Source organism: Methylopila henanensis (assembly GCF_042681025.1).
Lineage (GTDB): Bacteria > Pseudomonadota > Alphaproteobacteria > Rhizobiales > Methylopilaceae > Methylopila > Methylopila henanensis.
In genome coordinates, this window is the sequence record NZ_JBHUER010000010.1 from 764,639 (window position 1) to 779,791 (window position 15,153).

The 15,153-nt window shown below is 69.6% G+C and carries 13 protein-coding genes; 5 read left to right on the forward strand and 8 right to left on the reverse strand.

Annotated elements, in window-relative coordinates:
• The 3 genes from ACFSCV_RS16775 to ACFSCV_RS16785 form a co-directional block, all read right to left on the reverse strand.
• The coding region (locus ACFSCV_RS16775) for a P1 family peptidase (protein WP_378800709.1) at positions 1-273 on the reverse strand (273 nt) is incomplete at its 3' end.
• 21 nt (positions 274-294) lie between these two features.
• Positions 295-1,713, reverse strand: coding sequence for a cell wall hydrolase (locus tag ACFSCV_RS16780; RefSeq protein ID WP_378800710.1), 1,419 nt, complete (start codon positions 1,711-1,713; stop codon positions 295-297).
• Between the two features lie 127 nt (positions 1,714-1,840).
• Positions 1,841-2,791 carry an ArgK/MeaB family GTPase gene (locus tag ACFSCV_RS16785; protein WP_378800711.1) on the reverse strand — a complete coding sequence of 317 codons (951 nt, stop codon included), beginning with the start codon at positions 2,789-2,791 and terminating at the stop codon, positions 1,841-1,843.
• Between the two features lie 167 nt (positions 2,792-2,958).
• Between ACFSCV_RS16785 and msrB the strand changes: the two genes are divergently transcribed.
• Complete coding sequence (gene msrB, locus ACFSCV_RS16790) at positions 2,959-3,360, forward strand: peptide-methionine (R)-S-oxide reductase MsrB (RefSeq protein ID WP_378800712.1); 402 nt, start codon at positions 2,959-2,961, stop codon at positions 3,358-3,360.
• Between the two features lie 11 nt (positions 3,361-3,371).
• Here the strand turns inward: msrB and ACFSCV_RS16795 are convergent, their stop codons facing one another.
• Complete coding sequence (locus ACFSCV_RS16795; RefSeq protein WP_378800713.1) at positions 3,372-4,580, reverse strand: PQQ-dependent sugar dehydrogenase; 1,209 nt, start codon at positions 4,578-4,580, stop codon at positions 3,372-3,374.
• A 183-nt stretch (positions 4,581-4,763) separates the two neighbouring features.
• Here ACFSCV_RS16795 and egtB point away from each other — a divergent pair, with 183 nt between their 5' ends.
• From egtB to ACFSCV_RS16810, 3 genes are all read left to right on the forward strand, one after another.
• Positions 4,764-6,032: an ergothioneine biosynthesis protein EgtB gene (gene egtB, locus ACFSCV_RS16800; RefSeq protein WP_378800714.1), complete on the forward strand. Its 1,269-nt coding sequence runs from the start codon at positions 4,764-4,766 to the stop codon at positions 6,030-6,032.
• Positions 6,032-6,997, forward strand: a complete 966-nt coding sequence (gene egtD / locus ACFSCV_RS16805) for an L-histidine N(alpha)-methyltransferase (protein ID WP_378800715.1) — start codon at positions 6,032-6,034, stop codon at positions 6,995-6,997. Before egtB ends, egtD begins: the two co-directional genes overlap by 1 nt.
• Positions 6,998-7,132: 135 nt before the next feature.
• Positions 7,133-7,543, forward strand: coding sequence for a hypothetical protein (locus ACFSCV_RS16810; RefSeq protein ID WP_378800716.1), 411 nt, complete (start codon positions 7,133-7,135; stop codon positions 7,541-7,543).
• A 620-nt stretch (positions 7,544-8,163) separates the two neighbouring features.
• Here the strand turns inward: ACFSCV_RS16810 and ACFSCV_RS16815 are convergent.
• Positions 8,164-8,799, reverse strand: coding sequence for a hypothetical protein (locus ACFSCV_RS16815; protein WP_378800717.1), 636 nt, complete (start codon positions 8,797-8,799; stop codon positions 8,164-8,166).
• 638 nt (positions 8,800-9,437) lie between these two features.
• The gene (gene aqpZ, locus ACFSCV_RS16820; protein ID WP_378800718.1) at positions 9,438-10,169 is read right to left on the reverse strand and encodes an aquaporin Z; all 732 of its coding nucleotides are present in this window, start codon (positions 10,167-10,169) and stop codon (positions 9,438-9,440) included.
• A 195-nt stretch (positions 10,170-10,364) separates the two neighbouring features.
• Between aqpZ and uvrB the strand changes: the two genes are divergently transcribed.
• Positions 10,365-13,226, forward strand: coding sequence for an excinuclease ABC subunit UvrB (uvrB, locus tag ACFSCV_RS16825; RefSeq protein WP_378800719.1), 2,862 nt, complete (start codon positions 10,365-10,367; stop codon positions 13,224-13,226).
• On the opposite strand, the gene ACFSCV_RS16830 is transcribed toward uvrB, so the two are convergent.
• Positions 13,186-13,968, reverse strand: coding sequence for an NYN domain-containing protein (locus ACFSCV_RS16830; protein WP_378800720.1), 783 nt, complete (start codon positions 13,966-13,968; stop codon positions 13,186-13,188). The two genes, uvrB and ACFSCV_RS16830, sit on opposite strands and share 41 nt — an antisense overlap.
• Positions 13,969-14,051: 83 nt before the next feature.
• On the reverse strand, positions 14,052-15,104 hold the full coding sequence (gene selD / locus ACFSCV_RS16835) for a selenide, water dikinase SelD (protein WP_378800721.1): 1,053 nt from the start codon (positions 15,102-15,104) through the stop codon (positions 14,052-14,054).
• Positions 15,105-15,153 lie beyond the last annotated feature (49 nt).

Consider the following 15,153-nt stretch of genomic DNA (forward strand, 5'->3'; position numbering starts at 1 on the left):
CGCCGTCACGCCGGACGCCGCGTCGAGGCCGAACACCGAACCGCCCGAGAGGCACAGCGCGTCGATGCGCTGGACCGTGCGCTCGGGCGCCAGCAGCTCGGTCTCGCGCACGCCCGGGCCGCCGCCGCGGACGTCGACGGAGGCGATCGCAGGCTGGTCGAACAGCACCACCGTGACGCCGGAGGCGAGCGCCGCGTCGTCGGCGTGTCCGACGCGCAGGCCGGCCACGTCGGTGACCGCGTTGAGGGGGCCGGGGATCAGCGGAGACGTCATGCCGCGAAGCCTAGCACGCCGTCAGGCGGCGTCTTCCGGCGGCGTGTGCCAGCGCACGCGGTAGAAGATGTGGAGGCCGATCGCGTCGAGCTTGACCATGTCGCGGATCCAGCGCGGGCGGACATAGGTCGCGTGGTAATGCGTGGCGTCGCCGACCTCGGGCAGCCAGGCGCCGCCCTGCGTCACGTCGCGGGCGATGCGCTCCGCGATCTCCCATGCCCGGGCGTTGTTCACGCGGTCCGGGATGCGGTCGCAGGCGAAGGAGAACTGGCAGGCGTTGCGGCGGTGCTTGTTCTGGTAGACGACGCCGCAGATCGTGTCGGGATAGTAGCCCGAGCGGACCCGGTTCATGACGACCTGCGCGACCGCGTACTGGCCGGTGACCGGCTCGCCGCGCGCCTCGAAATAGATCGCCTCGGCGAGGCACTGCTCGGAGCGGGCGAGCTGGTCCTCGGGGATGAACAGCCGGCGCGACAGGCGGGTCTCGATGCGACCGGCGCCTTCGATGTCGCCGCGCAGCGCCGTCGTCTCGCCGCCCGGCGCGGCGTCGGTCGCGGGCGTGAAGGCGACCTGCGTGACGGCTCCGCTCGCGGGCGTGGCTCCGGCCTGAGGCGGCGCGACCGGAAGCGCGGCGACCGCGAGCGGCGTCTCCGCGGACGGCGTGGTCGTGACCGGCATGCGGCCGCCGGCGAGGTAAAGCGCGGACGGGGTCGAGCCGTCGTGATTGGCGCCGGCCTCGCGCGGCGTCATGGCGAGGCGGGTGACGGCGGCTTCGCCGGACGCCGCGGCGTCGGCATAGGCGCTGTCGGCGAGCGCCCCTTCCTGCGGCGCGGCTTCGACGACCTTCGAAGGCGCCCTGGCCGGCTCCGGCGACGGCAGATCGAAGGCGAGCGCGCCGTCGGACGGAACGGTGCGCGCCACATCGCCCATCTGCGGCAGCGTCGCGAGCGCGCCGCGCCGGTCGGGGCGCATGAGGTCGCCGAGCGCCGGCAGCGTGGCGAGCGCGTCCGGCGCGGCGCGGCGCGGCGCGGCGTCGAGCTGGAACGGCTTCACGGCATGGATCGGCTGCAGGTCGCCCTTGGTGGTGCGGTCGACGAACGGGTCGAGCGCCGCCGTGTCCGGCGTCGGGTCCGCCCGCTCCATCAGCACGAGATTGTCGCCGGCGCCCCGCGCGCTCAGCGCGAAGCCCGGACCGTGGCCGGCGCCGAACAGGTCCGCCGCCTCGAGCGACACCACGTCGAGGCCGCCGCGCGGCTCGACCACGAGGAAGGCGCCCTCGGCCCGGCCGCGATCGTCGCGGCCGTCGATCAGGCTGAGCGCGTCCTGGCGCGCGATCGAAGTGGTTGCGAACACGAGCGCGGTCCCGGCGAGCGCGATGCGCAGCAGCGAGGGGCGCAGGCGACGGCGGCGGGACGGGCGGCGCACGGAACCGGAGCGCATCGTCTGTCCCGCTCGCACCATCGACGCCACCCTGAACGCGCCAGCCGAAGCGGCGCGCGAACGGCCGGCCCGGCGTGGTCAGATCCACACACAGGTATGGTTGTCGCGTCTTAACCTTGAGGAGCGGTTAACGCGGGCCCGCGAGCCGGGCGGTGAGCTCGGCGGCCGCCTTCGCCTCGCGCGTGAACGGGCCTCCGGAGAGCCCGGCGAGGATCGGGCCCGCGGCCGCGAGACCGGCGGTTCCGAAACGGCCCTTCAGCGCCGCCTTCAGCCGCGCCTCGCTCTGCGCCGCGCGGCGCTCCGCCCGCCGGTCGCCCTCGCGCAGGAAGGCCGCATGCTCCTCGATCAGGGCGACCAGCGTGTCGAGCCCCTCGCCGGTCTCGGACGAGACCAGCGTCACCGGCGCGCGCCAGGCGTCCCGGCCGGCGCTCGCGAGCGTCAGCGCGGATTCGAGGTCGTCGCGCGCCCGGAACGCCGGCGCGCCGAGATCGGCCTTGGTCACGGCGACCACGTCCGGCAGCTCCATGACGCCGGCCTTGATGAACTGCAGGGCGTCGCCGGACGCCGGTTGCACCGCGAGCAGGATCGTGTCGGCGACCAGCGCCACGTCGGCCTCGGACTGGCCGACGCCGACCGTCTCGACGATGACCCGGTCGAACAGGGCGCGCATCAGCAGCACGCCGCCGAAGGCGAGGTCCGACAGGCCGCCGAGTCGGTCGCGCGCCGCGAGCGAGCGCACGAACACGTCGCGGTCGTCCGGATCGGTCGGGATGCGGGCGCGGTCGCCCAGCAGCGCGCCGCCGGAGCGCATCGACGACGGATCGACCGCGATCACCCCGACGCTCATGCCGCGGCCGCGGAACGCCCGCACCAACGCGCCGGTCAGGGTCGACTTGCCGACGCCGGGCGGGCCGGTGAGCCCGAGCACGTCGCCCTTCGGTTCGGCCTCCGCCGCGTCGAGCAGCGCCGCCGCCTCCTCCGTGCCCGCGGAACGTTCGAGCCGCGCCAGAGCGCGGGCGAGGCCGGCCTTGCCGGAGGTCCTCAGCGAGGCGAGATCGGGAAAGGAAGGCGTGCTCACGAGGACCGGGACACCCGCGGGAAGAATTAAGCTCGGCATCCGTCTCGCACGATTTCCGCCGCGGCGCGACGCGCCTTAAGTCACGTCTCCCGCCGCCCGTAACGTGGCGGCGGCGCGCCGCGTAACCTACATCGAAACGCACCCGCAGAAGCCTGAAAGGCCCGGACATGCTCGACGAAACCTACGAGGTCACCCGCACGGACGAGGAGTGGCGCGCGCTGCTCAGCCCGGAGCAGTACCAGATCATGCGCCGGCACGGCACCGAGCGACCCGGCTCCTGCGCGCTCTTACGCGAGAAGCGCGCCGGCGTGTTCGAATGCGCCGGCTGCGGCCAGCCGCTGTTCCGCTCGGGCGACAAGTTCGAGAGCGGCACCGGCTGGCCGAGCTTCGACGCGCCGCTCGAGGGCGCGCTGGGCGAGACCGTCGACCGCTCCTACGGCATGACGCGCACCGAGGTGCACTGCGCGCGCTGCGGCAGCCACATGGGCCACGTGTTCCCGGACGGCCCGCCGCCGACGGGCCTGCGCTACTGCATCAACGGCGTGGCGCTGAACTTCCAGCCGGAATGAGCGCGGCCGGCTCAGGGGCCGGCGTAGGTCACCCGGTAGATCGCGCCGTTGTGGTCGTCGGAGACCAGCAGCGAGCCGTCCTTCATCACGTGTATGTCGACCGGGCGGCCGACATACTCGTTGTCCTGCACGAAGCCGGTCAGGAACGGCTCCACGCTGATCACCCGGCCGCGGCCGTCGCGCAGCACCACGGCGACGTCCGCGTCCTTCCGGGTGCGGTTCCACGGCCCGTGCCGGGCGACGAAGATCGCGTGCGAATAGGTCGGCGGGAACATGCGCCCCTGGTAGAACCGCATGCCGAGCGGCGCCATGTGCGGCCCGAGCAGCGCCGCCGGCCGGCGGAACTCGTCGCAGGAACGGCCCCAGCCGAGCTCCGGATCGGTCATGATCCCGGAGTGGCAGTACGGAAAGCCGAAGTGCTGGCCCGGCTTCGTGACATGGTTCAGCTCGTCGGAGGGCATGTCCTCGGAGAGCCAGTCGCGCTGGTTGTCCGTGAACCAGAGATCGCCCGTCACGGGGTCGAAGTCGAAGCCGACGCTGGTGCGCACGCCCTCCGCGACCGTCTCGACGCCGGCGCCGTCGAGGTTCATGCGGATGATCCGGCCCTGCTCCGGGCCAGGGGCGCAGGCGTTGCAGGGCGCGTTGACCGAAACGTAGAGCTTGCCGTCCGGCCCGACCCGCAGCGACTTCCAGCTGTGCTGGCCGCCGGGGGGAAAGCGGTCGTAAATCACCGTCGGCGGTCCGGGGTCGTCGAGGCGGTCCTCGATGCGGTCGAAGCGCAGGATCCGCTGCGGCGTCGCCACATAGAGCGCGCCGTCGTGGAACTCGATCCCGTTCGGCAGCGGCGTGTCGTCGAGCACCACCTTGAGCTCGCGTCCGCCGCCCGGCTTCGGCGCCAGCGCGTAGACCCGGTTCGCCACGAACAGGCTCGACACGAAGATCGTGCCGCGGTCGCCCTCGCGGATCATGCGCGCGTCGAGCACGTCGCTCGCGAAGGTCTCGACCTTGAAGCCGGGCGGGGCGCGCAGCCGCGGCGTCGGCAGCTCCTCGGCCGGGGTAGGCGCCGGAAAGGCCGAGACCGGCGCCATCCGCCGCGCGGCCTCGCCGCCCGGCCGCCCGATCGACCAGAAGTCCTCGGTCGCCGTCGCGGCAAGCGCCGTCCCGCCGATCAGGGCGGCGGCGATCGCGGCGAAGAGCGCTCTCGGAAACACACGTGCCATGGACCGTCCCCGGCGACTCGACCGCGCCGGCGCTCGAAACGTCCGCCGAAGCTAAGGCCGACCCTGCGCGACGCCAAGCCGCCGAAGGTCGAGCGACGCGCGGGACCCGGGAACGCCGGAGCGGCGTCGTTCGTTGACGTGGGACGTCGCCGCCGCGCCGCCGCCTGCCCGAAAGGACGCTGCATGAATCCGACACTCGCGCGCGCCGTCCCGACGCCCGTTCCGGCGCTCGAACTGTTCGCCTCCATCCGCGCGCACAGCGCCGGTCTCGCCGCCCCGCTCGGCGACGCCGACGCCACGGTGCAGTCGATGCCCGACGCGAGCCCCGCGAAATGGCATCTCGCGCACACGACCTGGTTCTTCGAGGCGATGGTGCTGGAGCGCTTCTCGCCCGGCTACGCGCCCTACTCGCCGACCTTCAGCTACCTCTTCAACTCCTATTACGAGACCCTCGGCGCGCGACATCCGCGGCCGCGGCGGGGCATGATCACCCGTCCGTCGCTCGACGAGGTCATGGCCTATCGCGCCCATGTGGACGCGGCGGTCGAGAGCCTGCTCACCGCGGGCGCGTCCCCGGAGGCCGAGGAGCTGGTGGAGCTCGGCTGCCACCACGAGCAGCAGCATCAGGAGCTGCTGCTCACCGACATCCTGCATCTCTTCGCGCAGAACCCGCTTCATCCGGCCTATCGCGAGCCGGCGCCTGCCGCGGTCGGCCATGAGGCGCCGGAGGCCGGCTGGATCGGCTTCGAGGGCGGGATCGTCGAGATCGGCCATGACGGCGCCGGCTTCGGCTACGACTGCGAGGGCCCGCGCCACCGGACGCTGATCGAACCGTTCCGGCTCGCCGACCGGCTCGTCACCAACGCCGAGTGGCTCGCCTTCGTCGAGGCCGGCGGCTACCGCGACCCGCTGCTCTGGCTGTCCGAGGGCTGGGCGCAGGTCAAAGCCGAAGGCTGGGAGCATCCGCTCTACTGGCTGGAGCGCGACGGCCTCTGGTGGAGCATGACGCTGAACGGCCTGCAGCCGCTCGATCCGGCCGCGCCGGTCGCCCATGTCAGCTATTTCGAGGCCGACGCCTTCGCGGCATGGGCGGGCGCGCGCCTGCCGACCGAGGCGGAATGGGAGCACGCGGCGACGAGCCTCGGCGCGCTGCCGCCCCAGACGCCCGACGCGCGGCTGCGCCCAAAGCCGGCCGAGGACGCGCCCGGCCTCAAGCAGATGTTCGGCGAGGTCTGGCAATGGACCCGCAGCCCGTTCGTCCCCTACCCGCGCTTCGCCAAGGCCGACGGCGCCGTCGGCGAATACAACGGCAAGTTCATGTGCGGCCAGTTCGTGCTGCGCGGGTCCTCGCTCGCCACGCCGCCCGGCCACGCCCGGGCGAGCTATCGCAACTTCTTCCAGCCCGACAAGCGGTGGCAGTTCTCCGGACTGCGCCTCGCCGAGGACGCCTGATGCTCGACAGACCGAACCCCGCCGCCGCCCAGCGCGACGCCTTCCGCGCCGACGTGATCGAGGGCCTGTCCCGCCCGGCCAAGTCGCTGCCGAGCCGCTGGCTCTACGACGATCGCGGCTCCGAGCTGTTCGAGGCGATCACGCGGCTGCCGGAGTACTATCCGACCCGCACAGAGACCAGCATCCTGATGGAGCAGGCCGAGGCGATGGCCGCCTTCTGCGGGCCGCGCGTCACCCTGATCGAATACGGCGCCGGCGCGAGCCTGAAGACCGAAATCCTGATCGCGGCCCTCGCCGAGCCCGCGGTCTACGCGCCGGTCGACATCGCCGGCGACTTCCTGCTCGCCGCGGCCGCCCGGGTGGAGAACCGGTTCCCCTGGCTCGAGATCCGCCCGGTGGTCGCCGACTTCACCGCCGACTTCGAGCTGCCGCGCGGGCTGCCGTCGCTGAACCGGCGGGTCGGTTTCTTCCCCGGCTCCACCATCGGCAACCTCGCGCCGCATGAGGCGGTCGCCTTCCTCGACCGCATGCGCGGCCATGTGGACGGAACGGACGCCGGCGAGGCCGGCCGCGCGATCGTCGGCGTCGACCTCGTGAAGGACCTGGCGACGCTGCTCGCGGCCTATGACGACGCGGCCGGCGTGACGGCCGCCTTCAACCTCAACCTGCTCGCCCGCGTCGTCCGCGAGCTCGGCGCCGAGGCGGACCTCGACGGCTTCGCCCACGAGGCGCGCTGGAACCCGGCCGAGAGCGCGGTCGAGATGCATCTCGTCGCGAAATCGGCGCAGGAGATCCGGCTCGACGGCCATGTCTTCCGCTTCCGCGCCGGCGAGACGATCCACACCGAAAGCTCGCGCAAGCACACGGTCGAGGGCTTCGGGCGCCTCGCCGCCGCCGCCGGCTGGGACCTCGGCGAGGTCTGGACCGACGCCGACGAGGCCTTCGCCGTCGCCGGGCTCGTCTGAGCGCGCTCTCCGGCCGCCCCCATCCGACTTCGGGAGGGGGTGGCTGATCCGCCCGCGCCGTGGCAAACGTAAGCGGTTCATAAGAGGGAGCGGCCGCGCGACGCACGCGGCGCCCGACGAGGAGAGGGTTGTTTCATGTCCGCCACGCGTATCGTCCGCCCATTCGCAGCCCTGGCGCTGCTCGCCTGCGCCGCGAGCGCCGCGCTGGCGCAGGGCGCGCCCTCGGCGGAAGGGCCTCAGCGCGCCGCCAACCCGGAGCAGTCCGCCGAGGTCGACGCCAAATACGTCGCCGCCTGCAGCGCCAAGGTCCCGAAAGAGCTCTGCGGCTGCGTCGTCGGCGTCGCCAACGTCCACATCAACGACATCGCCGAGCGGCAGGTGTTCTACGACTACATGATGGGCGAGGTGGACAAGGCGAAGGCCCAGCGCGCGATGTTCTCGCCGGAGAAGTCCCGCACCTTCAACGTCGCGCTGCAGAAGGCCGACAGCCTGCTCGGCCAGGAATGCGACAAGTTCAAGCCCAAGGACGCCGCTCCGCCGAAGTAGTTTTTGGCTCCGTCCGCCCGGCGCCCTCCGCCATCAGTCTCGGGCTCGACCGGAGGATCCATCGGCGCGGATGCGCCGGTTGCGGATGGATGACCGGATCAAGCCCGACCACGACGGCCGCGCGCGCGACAACGACAGCGCGCGCCTTCGCCGTCGCGGGAGCATAAACCTCCGGCGTCGGCGGGCGCTTCGCATCGGACGGAAAGCGGCTCTCCGGCGTCGAAGGCGGCCTCGTCCCGCAGGGTTAAAGACGTCTCCGACCTTATGGCTCCTCTGCATAGGCGCGGCCCCGTCCTCGTGCAGGGCGGGTCGCTCACGCCCGGCGCGAACCTACCTCCGAGGGTTTTGAACCTCCCCAGACGGGCGTCGCGCGCCGCGCGTCCTTCCGACGTCCCAGGGATCCGGCTTCCGGTAGGGCTGAACCCGCAGGCGCGGCCCCTGTCCCCGCATGGCCGGCCGGTCCGGACACGCCTCCTGTGATTAGGAAGGGTCTTGGAACCGTGCGCGCGGGCGGCGGGAGTCTAACGGAATATATTCCGAGAGCAACCAATCGCCATCTTCCCCCAAATAGATTGCTCGCCTTCTATATAAGATGGATATCTCTCAATTTATAATGTTCTTTAGGGTATACGTTGAGCAAATCTTGATAGAACATCTGGATTATATGATGGATCTGTAGCCAACCAATCGTAAGGAATTACATCTGCTCCAGAAATTTCTACCAATTTATTAATTAGCCCCATTCCTAAAAGCCGAAGATTATCTCGGAACATAATAGGAGTATTAATCCAATCAGCTTCACTCCCTGCCTCAAACGGAAATATCGGAAATACCCCTACGCTTCGGCCATAAACATCTTGCTCAATTCGAGCGATGCCCGGTTGAATGGCTACCGTGTGAGTTATTAGCCTTCCGATTTTTATCGTTGTAACATGAACGTTCCGTGGATAATATTTACCGCTTACCGGCTCCTCCGTTAGGATACAAGATGGTTTGTGCAAGAATGTTACATCTTGCATGCCACTCGCACGGCCAACAAAAACTCCCCAATGTTTCGGGGGTTTCCGCCAATGATAGAAATACGTCCTATCAACTTCCGATATCCCGCTATCCTCCTCAAACGAAGACCCGAGCGTAACATTTGTCATTACAACCCAAGCAACAATCGTACGCAATTGATCTCGATCAAATTTACCCCATTCCCCCATTATGAAACGAGATACTATCGGAATCGCCTGCTCCTGAAGATCGCTCATCCAACCCGTATTACATGACAAACAGACACGACGTAGCTGGCGCGTAGCTACGTCGCCATTTCGCACCCTACGTTCCAGGCGCATTTTTAACCCGGTAGGGTCTAATCTATTATTGGTAAACGCCGTCACCACATGACGCAGATCCGCTCTCGGGATATATTTTCTTACCCAGTTCGGTATTACGTGCTCTTTGGACATTGGCCGCCGTTCACCACAGTATATGCACTTATACGGAGGCGTAGACTCGACCATTTCGCGCACTCTTCTGAAGTCACTAACGCATAAATAGAATATAAATTTACAGCATCAACATCCGGGCAAATACGAAGGTAATTCCGCCTCGATCGAAACGCTCGACGTACATCGCTCCCTGACGGCCTTTGGGCTGGAGCCGTCGCGAACGGAGCGAAGACCATAAGTACCTGACCACAGGCGACGTCATCCTTCGGCTTGGCTGCGGAATCCATCCCGCGTGCCGAGCGCTTGGCGACACGGACGGCCCGGCCAAGCCAGAGGATGGCGCTCTGACGAGCGCCGGCCGCCGCCTCCCATCGCCCGGACCTCTCCCTCGTGGGAGAGCGGCGACATCTTCGTAGCGTTCCGACAGGCGACGCGGCGAGGGCCGCGCCGCCGTGCGCTCAGCGGCGCTCTTCCACCACCGAGGTGTCGACCAGCGCGCCGTCGTTGTAGAGCCAGCGGGCCAGAACGCCCGCGACGATCGCGCCGGCGATCGGGGCGAGCCAGAACAGCCAGAGCTGGCCGACATAGTCGGCTCCGCCGAACAGCGCCGGGCCGGTGGAGCGCGCCGGGTTCACCGAGGTGTTGGTCACCGGGATGGTGATCAGGTGGATCAGCGTCAGCGCGAGCCCGATCGGGATGCCGGCGAAGCCGGTCGCCGCGCCCTTCGAGGTGGCGCCCAGAATGATGAACAGGAAGAAGAAGGTCGCAAGCAGCTCCGTCAGGAACGAAGCGCCGAGCGTGTAGCCGCCGGGGCTGAGCGCGCCGTAGCCGTTGGAGGCGAAGCCGCCGGGGACCCAGCCGGCCTTGCCGGAGGCGATGGCGTAGAGCACGGCCGCGCCGACCACCGCTCCGATCACCTGCGCGACGATGTAGGGGACGACGTGCTTGTTGGCGCAGCGGCCCGCCGCCCATAGGCCGAGCGTCACCGCCGGGTTGAAATGCCCCCCGGAGATGTGGCCGACGGCGTAGGCCATGGACAGCACGGTGAGGCCGAAGGCGAAGGCGACGCCCAGGAAGCCGATGCCGAGCTCCGGATAGGCGGCGGCGAGCACGGCCGCGCCGCAGCCGCCGAAGGTGAGCCAGAAGGTGCCGAAGAATTCGGCGGTCACCCGCCGGGCGATGTCCGTCATGAAAGCCCCCTTGCTGCGCGCCCTTCCCCGAGAAGGGCCGGAGCAGGATTACCCGTAAGTGTTCCGTTGAATAGCTCGCCAAAGGTCGAGCGGCGGGGGACCCGGCGGCCAGCCTGCGCGGCGCCTTGGGCGGCGCGGGCGTTCGCCACATGTTCTCCCCTCGCAATGGCGCGGAAGACGTTCCATATTCCCCTCATGCCAAAGACCACGCGCCGTCCCTCCCCCGGCTTTTCGGAGCAGCCTCAGGCCGGCTTCGACGCCGGGACCCCCGTCGACCTCGCCGACGTCTCCGGCGACGCCGCGCTGCTGAAGGCGCTCGGGCGCGGGGCGGAGGCGGCCGACGCGGCGCGGCGGGCGGTCGCCGACGACGCGACCAGGAAGGCCGCTAGCGAGGGGCCGCGCGCGCCGTCGTCCTCCGGCTTGACCGGAGGACCCGCCGGCGACGCAGAGCGCGGCGGCGGCATGGATGGTCCGGTCAAGGCGGACCATGACGCGGAGGCAGACGGCGCCCGCGTGGGGGAATCAAAATCCCCCGCCCGGAAGGCCGCTCCCGAAAAGGGCAAGCGCAAGCAGGCGCGGGCCTCCGTTCCCGCCGCCATCCCCGATCCGCAGAAGGCGCCGCGCGGCTTCGGCGCCGTGCCGGAGACCGACCTCGCCGCGCTGCCGGCGGATTTCGATCCGTCCAAGAGCGTGTCGGCGACGGTCAAGGCGCTGGAGGACCTGATCCAGAACGGCCGGCCCGAGCTGAATGGCAAGCCGTGGGTTCCGCACCGTCCGCCCCGGCCGGAGAAGCTGGAGAGCGGCCAGACCTTCAAGCTGACCTCGCCTTACGAGCCCAAGGGCGACCAGCCCACCGCGATCGCCGAGCTCGTGGACGGCGTCCGCCGGCAGGAGCGCGACCAAGTGCTGCTGGGCGTGACCGGCTCGGGCAAGACCTTCACCATGGCGCAGGTCATCCAGCAGACCCAGCGGCCGGCGCTGATCCTCGCGCCCAACAAGACGCTGGCGGCGCAGCTCTACGGCGAGTTCAAGTCGTTTTTCCCCGAGAACGCGGTGGAGTACTTCGTCTCCTATTACGACTACTACCAGCCCGAGGCCTATGTGCCGCGGTCTGACACCTATATCGAGAAGGAATCCTCGATCAACGAGCAGATCGACCGCATGCGGCACTCCGCGACGCGGTCTCTGCTGGAGCGCGACGACGTCATCATCGTGGCCTCGGTCTCCTGCATCTACGGCATCGGCTCCGTGGAGACCTACACCTCGATGACCTTCACGTTGCGGGTGGGCGAGAGCGTCCCCCAGCGCCAGCTGATGGCCGACCTGGTGGCGCTGCAGTACAAGCGCGCCGACGTGAACTTCACCCGCGGCACGTTCCGGGTGCGGGGCGACACGATCGAGGTGTTCCCGGCCCATTACGAGGACCGCGCCTGGCGCATCGGCCTGTTCGGCGACGAGATCGAGAGCATCCAGGAGTTCGACCCGCTGACGGGCGCGAAGATCCAGGAGATGGCGGCGGTCAAGGTCTACGCCAACTCGCACTACGTGACGCCGCGGCCGACGCTGAACCAGGCGATCAAGGGCATCAAGGAGGAGCTGAAGGGCCGTCTGGTCGAGCTCACCAAGATGGGCCGGCTGCTGGAGGCCCAGCGGCTGGAGCAGCGCTGCACCTTCGACATCGAGATGATGGAGGCGACGGGAAGCTGCGCCGGCATCGAGAACTACTCGCGCTGGCTGACCGGCCGCAAGCCCGGCGAGCCGCCGCCCACGCTGTTCGAATACCTGCCGGACAACGCGCTGGTCTTCACCGACGAGAGCCACGTCACCATCCCGCAGATCGGCGGCATGTACCGGGGCGACTTCCGCCGCAAGGCGACGCTCGCCGAATACGGCTTCCGCCTGCCCTCCTGCATGGACAATCGGCCCATGCGGTTCGAGGAATGGGACGCCATGCGGCCGCAGACGGTGCATGTCTCCGCCACTCCCGGCGGCTGGGAGCTGGAGCAGACCGGCGGCGTCTTTTCCGAGCAGGTGATCCGCCCCACCGGCCTTGTGGACCCCGAGATCGACGTGCGGCCCGCGCGCACCCAGGTCGACGACCTGCTCGGCGAGGTGAAGGAGGTCGCGGCCAAGGGCTATCGCTCGCTCATCACCGTGCTCACCAAGCGCATGGCCGAGGACCTGACCGAGTATCTGCACGAGCACGGCGTCCGCGTGCGCTACATGCACTCCGACATCGACACGCTGGAGCGCATCGAGATCATCCGCGACCTGCGCCTCGGCGCCTTCGACGCGCTGGTCGGCATCAACCTGCTGCGCGAAGGCCTCGACATTCCGGAATGCGCGCTGGTCGCGATCCTCGATGCGGACAAGGAAGGCTTTCTCCGCTCGGAAACCTCGCTGATCCAGACCATCGGCCGCGCGGCCCGCAACGTCGACGGCAAGGTCGTGCTCTACGCCGACCACGAGACCGGCTCGATGAAGCGAGCCATGGCGGAGACCGCGCGCCGGCGCGAGAAGCAGCTCGCCTACAACGAGGCGAACGGCATCACGCCGGAGAGCGTGAAGCGCGAGATCGGCGACATCCTGAACTCGGTCTACGAGCGCGACCGCGTCACCGTCGACAAGGGCTTCTCCGACGACGCGCCCAAGGCCGGGCACAACCTCAAGGCCACGATCGCGGACCTCGAGCAGCGCATGCGCAAGGCGGCGGGCGACCTCGAGTTCGAGACCGCCGCCCGTCTGCGCGACGAGATCAAGCGCCTGCAGGCGACCGAGCTCGCGATCGCCGACGACCCGCTGGCGCGCCAGTCCGACATCGACCGCCAGACCGGCGGCTACGCCGGCGAGCGCAAGTACGGCCGTTCGGGCAACGAGCCGCCCAAATCTTCGACGACAAAGTCCCGCGTGGCCAAGCCCTCGCTCGACGACATGGGCCCCGGCACCGACCGCGCCACGCCGCTGCTCCGCGGGGACGTTCCGCGGCTGGAGAAGCCCGACATGATGACGACGAACTTCAGGGCCGGCGGCCGCCGGAGCGGCCCGAAGCGGCGTTAGCCGACTTCAGGCGCAGGTGAACGCCTTTCTGCCTCTGCTCGGAGCGATCCACCTCGAACAGGCCCGCCGCCTCGACGAGGTCGCTGAGGCGGGAGAAGCCGTAGTTGCGGGGGTCGAAGTCGGGCGCCTGCTTGGCGATGCGGCTGCCGACGGCGCTGAGATTGGCCCAGCCGCTCTCGTCCGCGACCGCCGCGGCGGCCGCCCGCAGCAGCGCCTTGCCCGCGTCGTCGATCGCCCGCCGGGACGCAGGAGCGGGCCTGGCCTCGTCCGGCGCCTCGGCGGGCGCGCCCAGCACGTCGAAATAGACGAACTTGTCGCATGCCGTGATGAACGGCCTCGGCGTCTTCCGTTCGCCGAAGCCGTAGACCGGCACCGCCTGCTCCCGGATGCGCTGCGCCAGCCGCACGAAGTCGCTGTCGCTCGACACGAGGCAGAACCCGTCGAACCTGCCGGTGTAGAGCAGATCCATCGCGTCGATGATCATCGCGCCGTCGGTCGCGCCCTTGCCCGTCGTGTAGGCGAACTGCTGGATGGGCTGGAGCGAATGCTCCAGAAGACAGGCTTTCCAGCCCTTGAGGTTGGGGCTGGTCCAATCGCCGTAGACGCGCCGGACGCCGGACGCGCCATAGGTCGCGACCTCCGCCAGCAGCCCCTCGATCACCTTCGGGGACACGTTGTCCCCGTCGATCAGCACGGCGAGGGTGGGCGCGCGGTCGGCGGCGCCGTCGGCGGGACGTGTCACAGGCGGTCTCCTGAATGCGACGCCGGGTCGATCGTAGACGACGCCTCGGCTCTTTCCGAGGCCGCATTCGCGCCGTCCCTGGGTCAGGCCCGGAACGTCACCTCGGCTGGGCCCTCGCCCACGCGGCCGACGACGCTCGCGGCGGCGAAGCCGGCCGCGCGGCAGGTTTCGAGCACGCGCTCAACGGCGTCGGGGGCGACGGCGACCAGCAGGCCGCCGCTCGTCTGCGGGTCGCACATCAGCGCGCGGCGCCAGAGCGGGCGGTCCTCCGGCCAGCGCACGGCGTCGCCGTAGCTCGTCCAGTTGCGGCCCGAGGCGCCGGTGACGTAGCCCGCCTCCGCGAGCGCCAGAGCCCCTTCAAGCAGCGGCACGGCCGCCTCGTCGATCTCGGCCGAGACGCCGGAGCCGCGGCACATCTCGAGCAGGTGGCCGAGCAGCCCGAAGCCGGTCACGTCCGTCATGGCGTGGACGCCGTCGAGCGCGGCGAGCGCGGGACCGACCCTGTTGAGCGTTGTGGTCGAGGCGATCATGGCGCGGTAGGCGGCGTCGCCGAGCTCGCCCTTCTTCATCGCCGCCGAGAAGATCCCGACGCCGAGGCCCTTGGTCAGCACCAGCGCGTCGCCGGGCTTCGCGCTCGCGTTCGTCAGCACGCGGTCGGGACGCGTCAGACCGATCGCGACCAGGCCGTAGATCGGCTCGGGCGAGTCGATGGAATGTCCGCCGACGATCGGAATTCCGGCCCGGCCGCAAGTCTCGGCGCCGCCGGCGAGAATGTCCTGCGCGGTCTCGACCGGGATGGTCGAGATCGGCATGCCGACGATCGCCAGCGCGAACAGCGGCGTTCCGCCCATGGCGTAGACGTCCGACAGCGCGTTGGTGGCGGCGATGCGGCCGAACTGGAACGGGTCGTCGACGATCGGGGTGAAGAAGTCGGTGGTGGCGATGATCGCCTGATCGTCGTTCAGCCGGTAGACCGCGGCGTCGTCGGAGGTCTCGGTCCCGACCAGCAGATCGGCGCAGGCCGCCGGAACCGGCATCTTTTTGAGGATGTCCTGCAGCACCGCCGGCGCCAGTTTGCAGCCGCAGCCGCCGCCATGGGCCATGGAGGTGAGACGGATGGCGGGCTTGTCGTCCATGGGAGTCCTCGCGCGTTTTGCGCGGAGCCTAACGCGCGGAGCTGCCGCA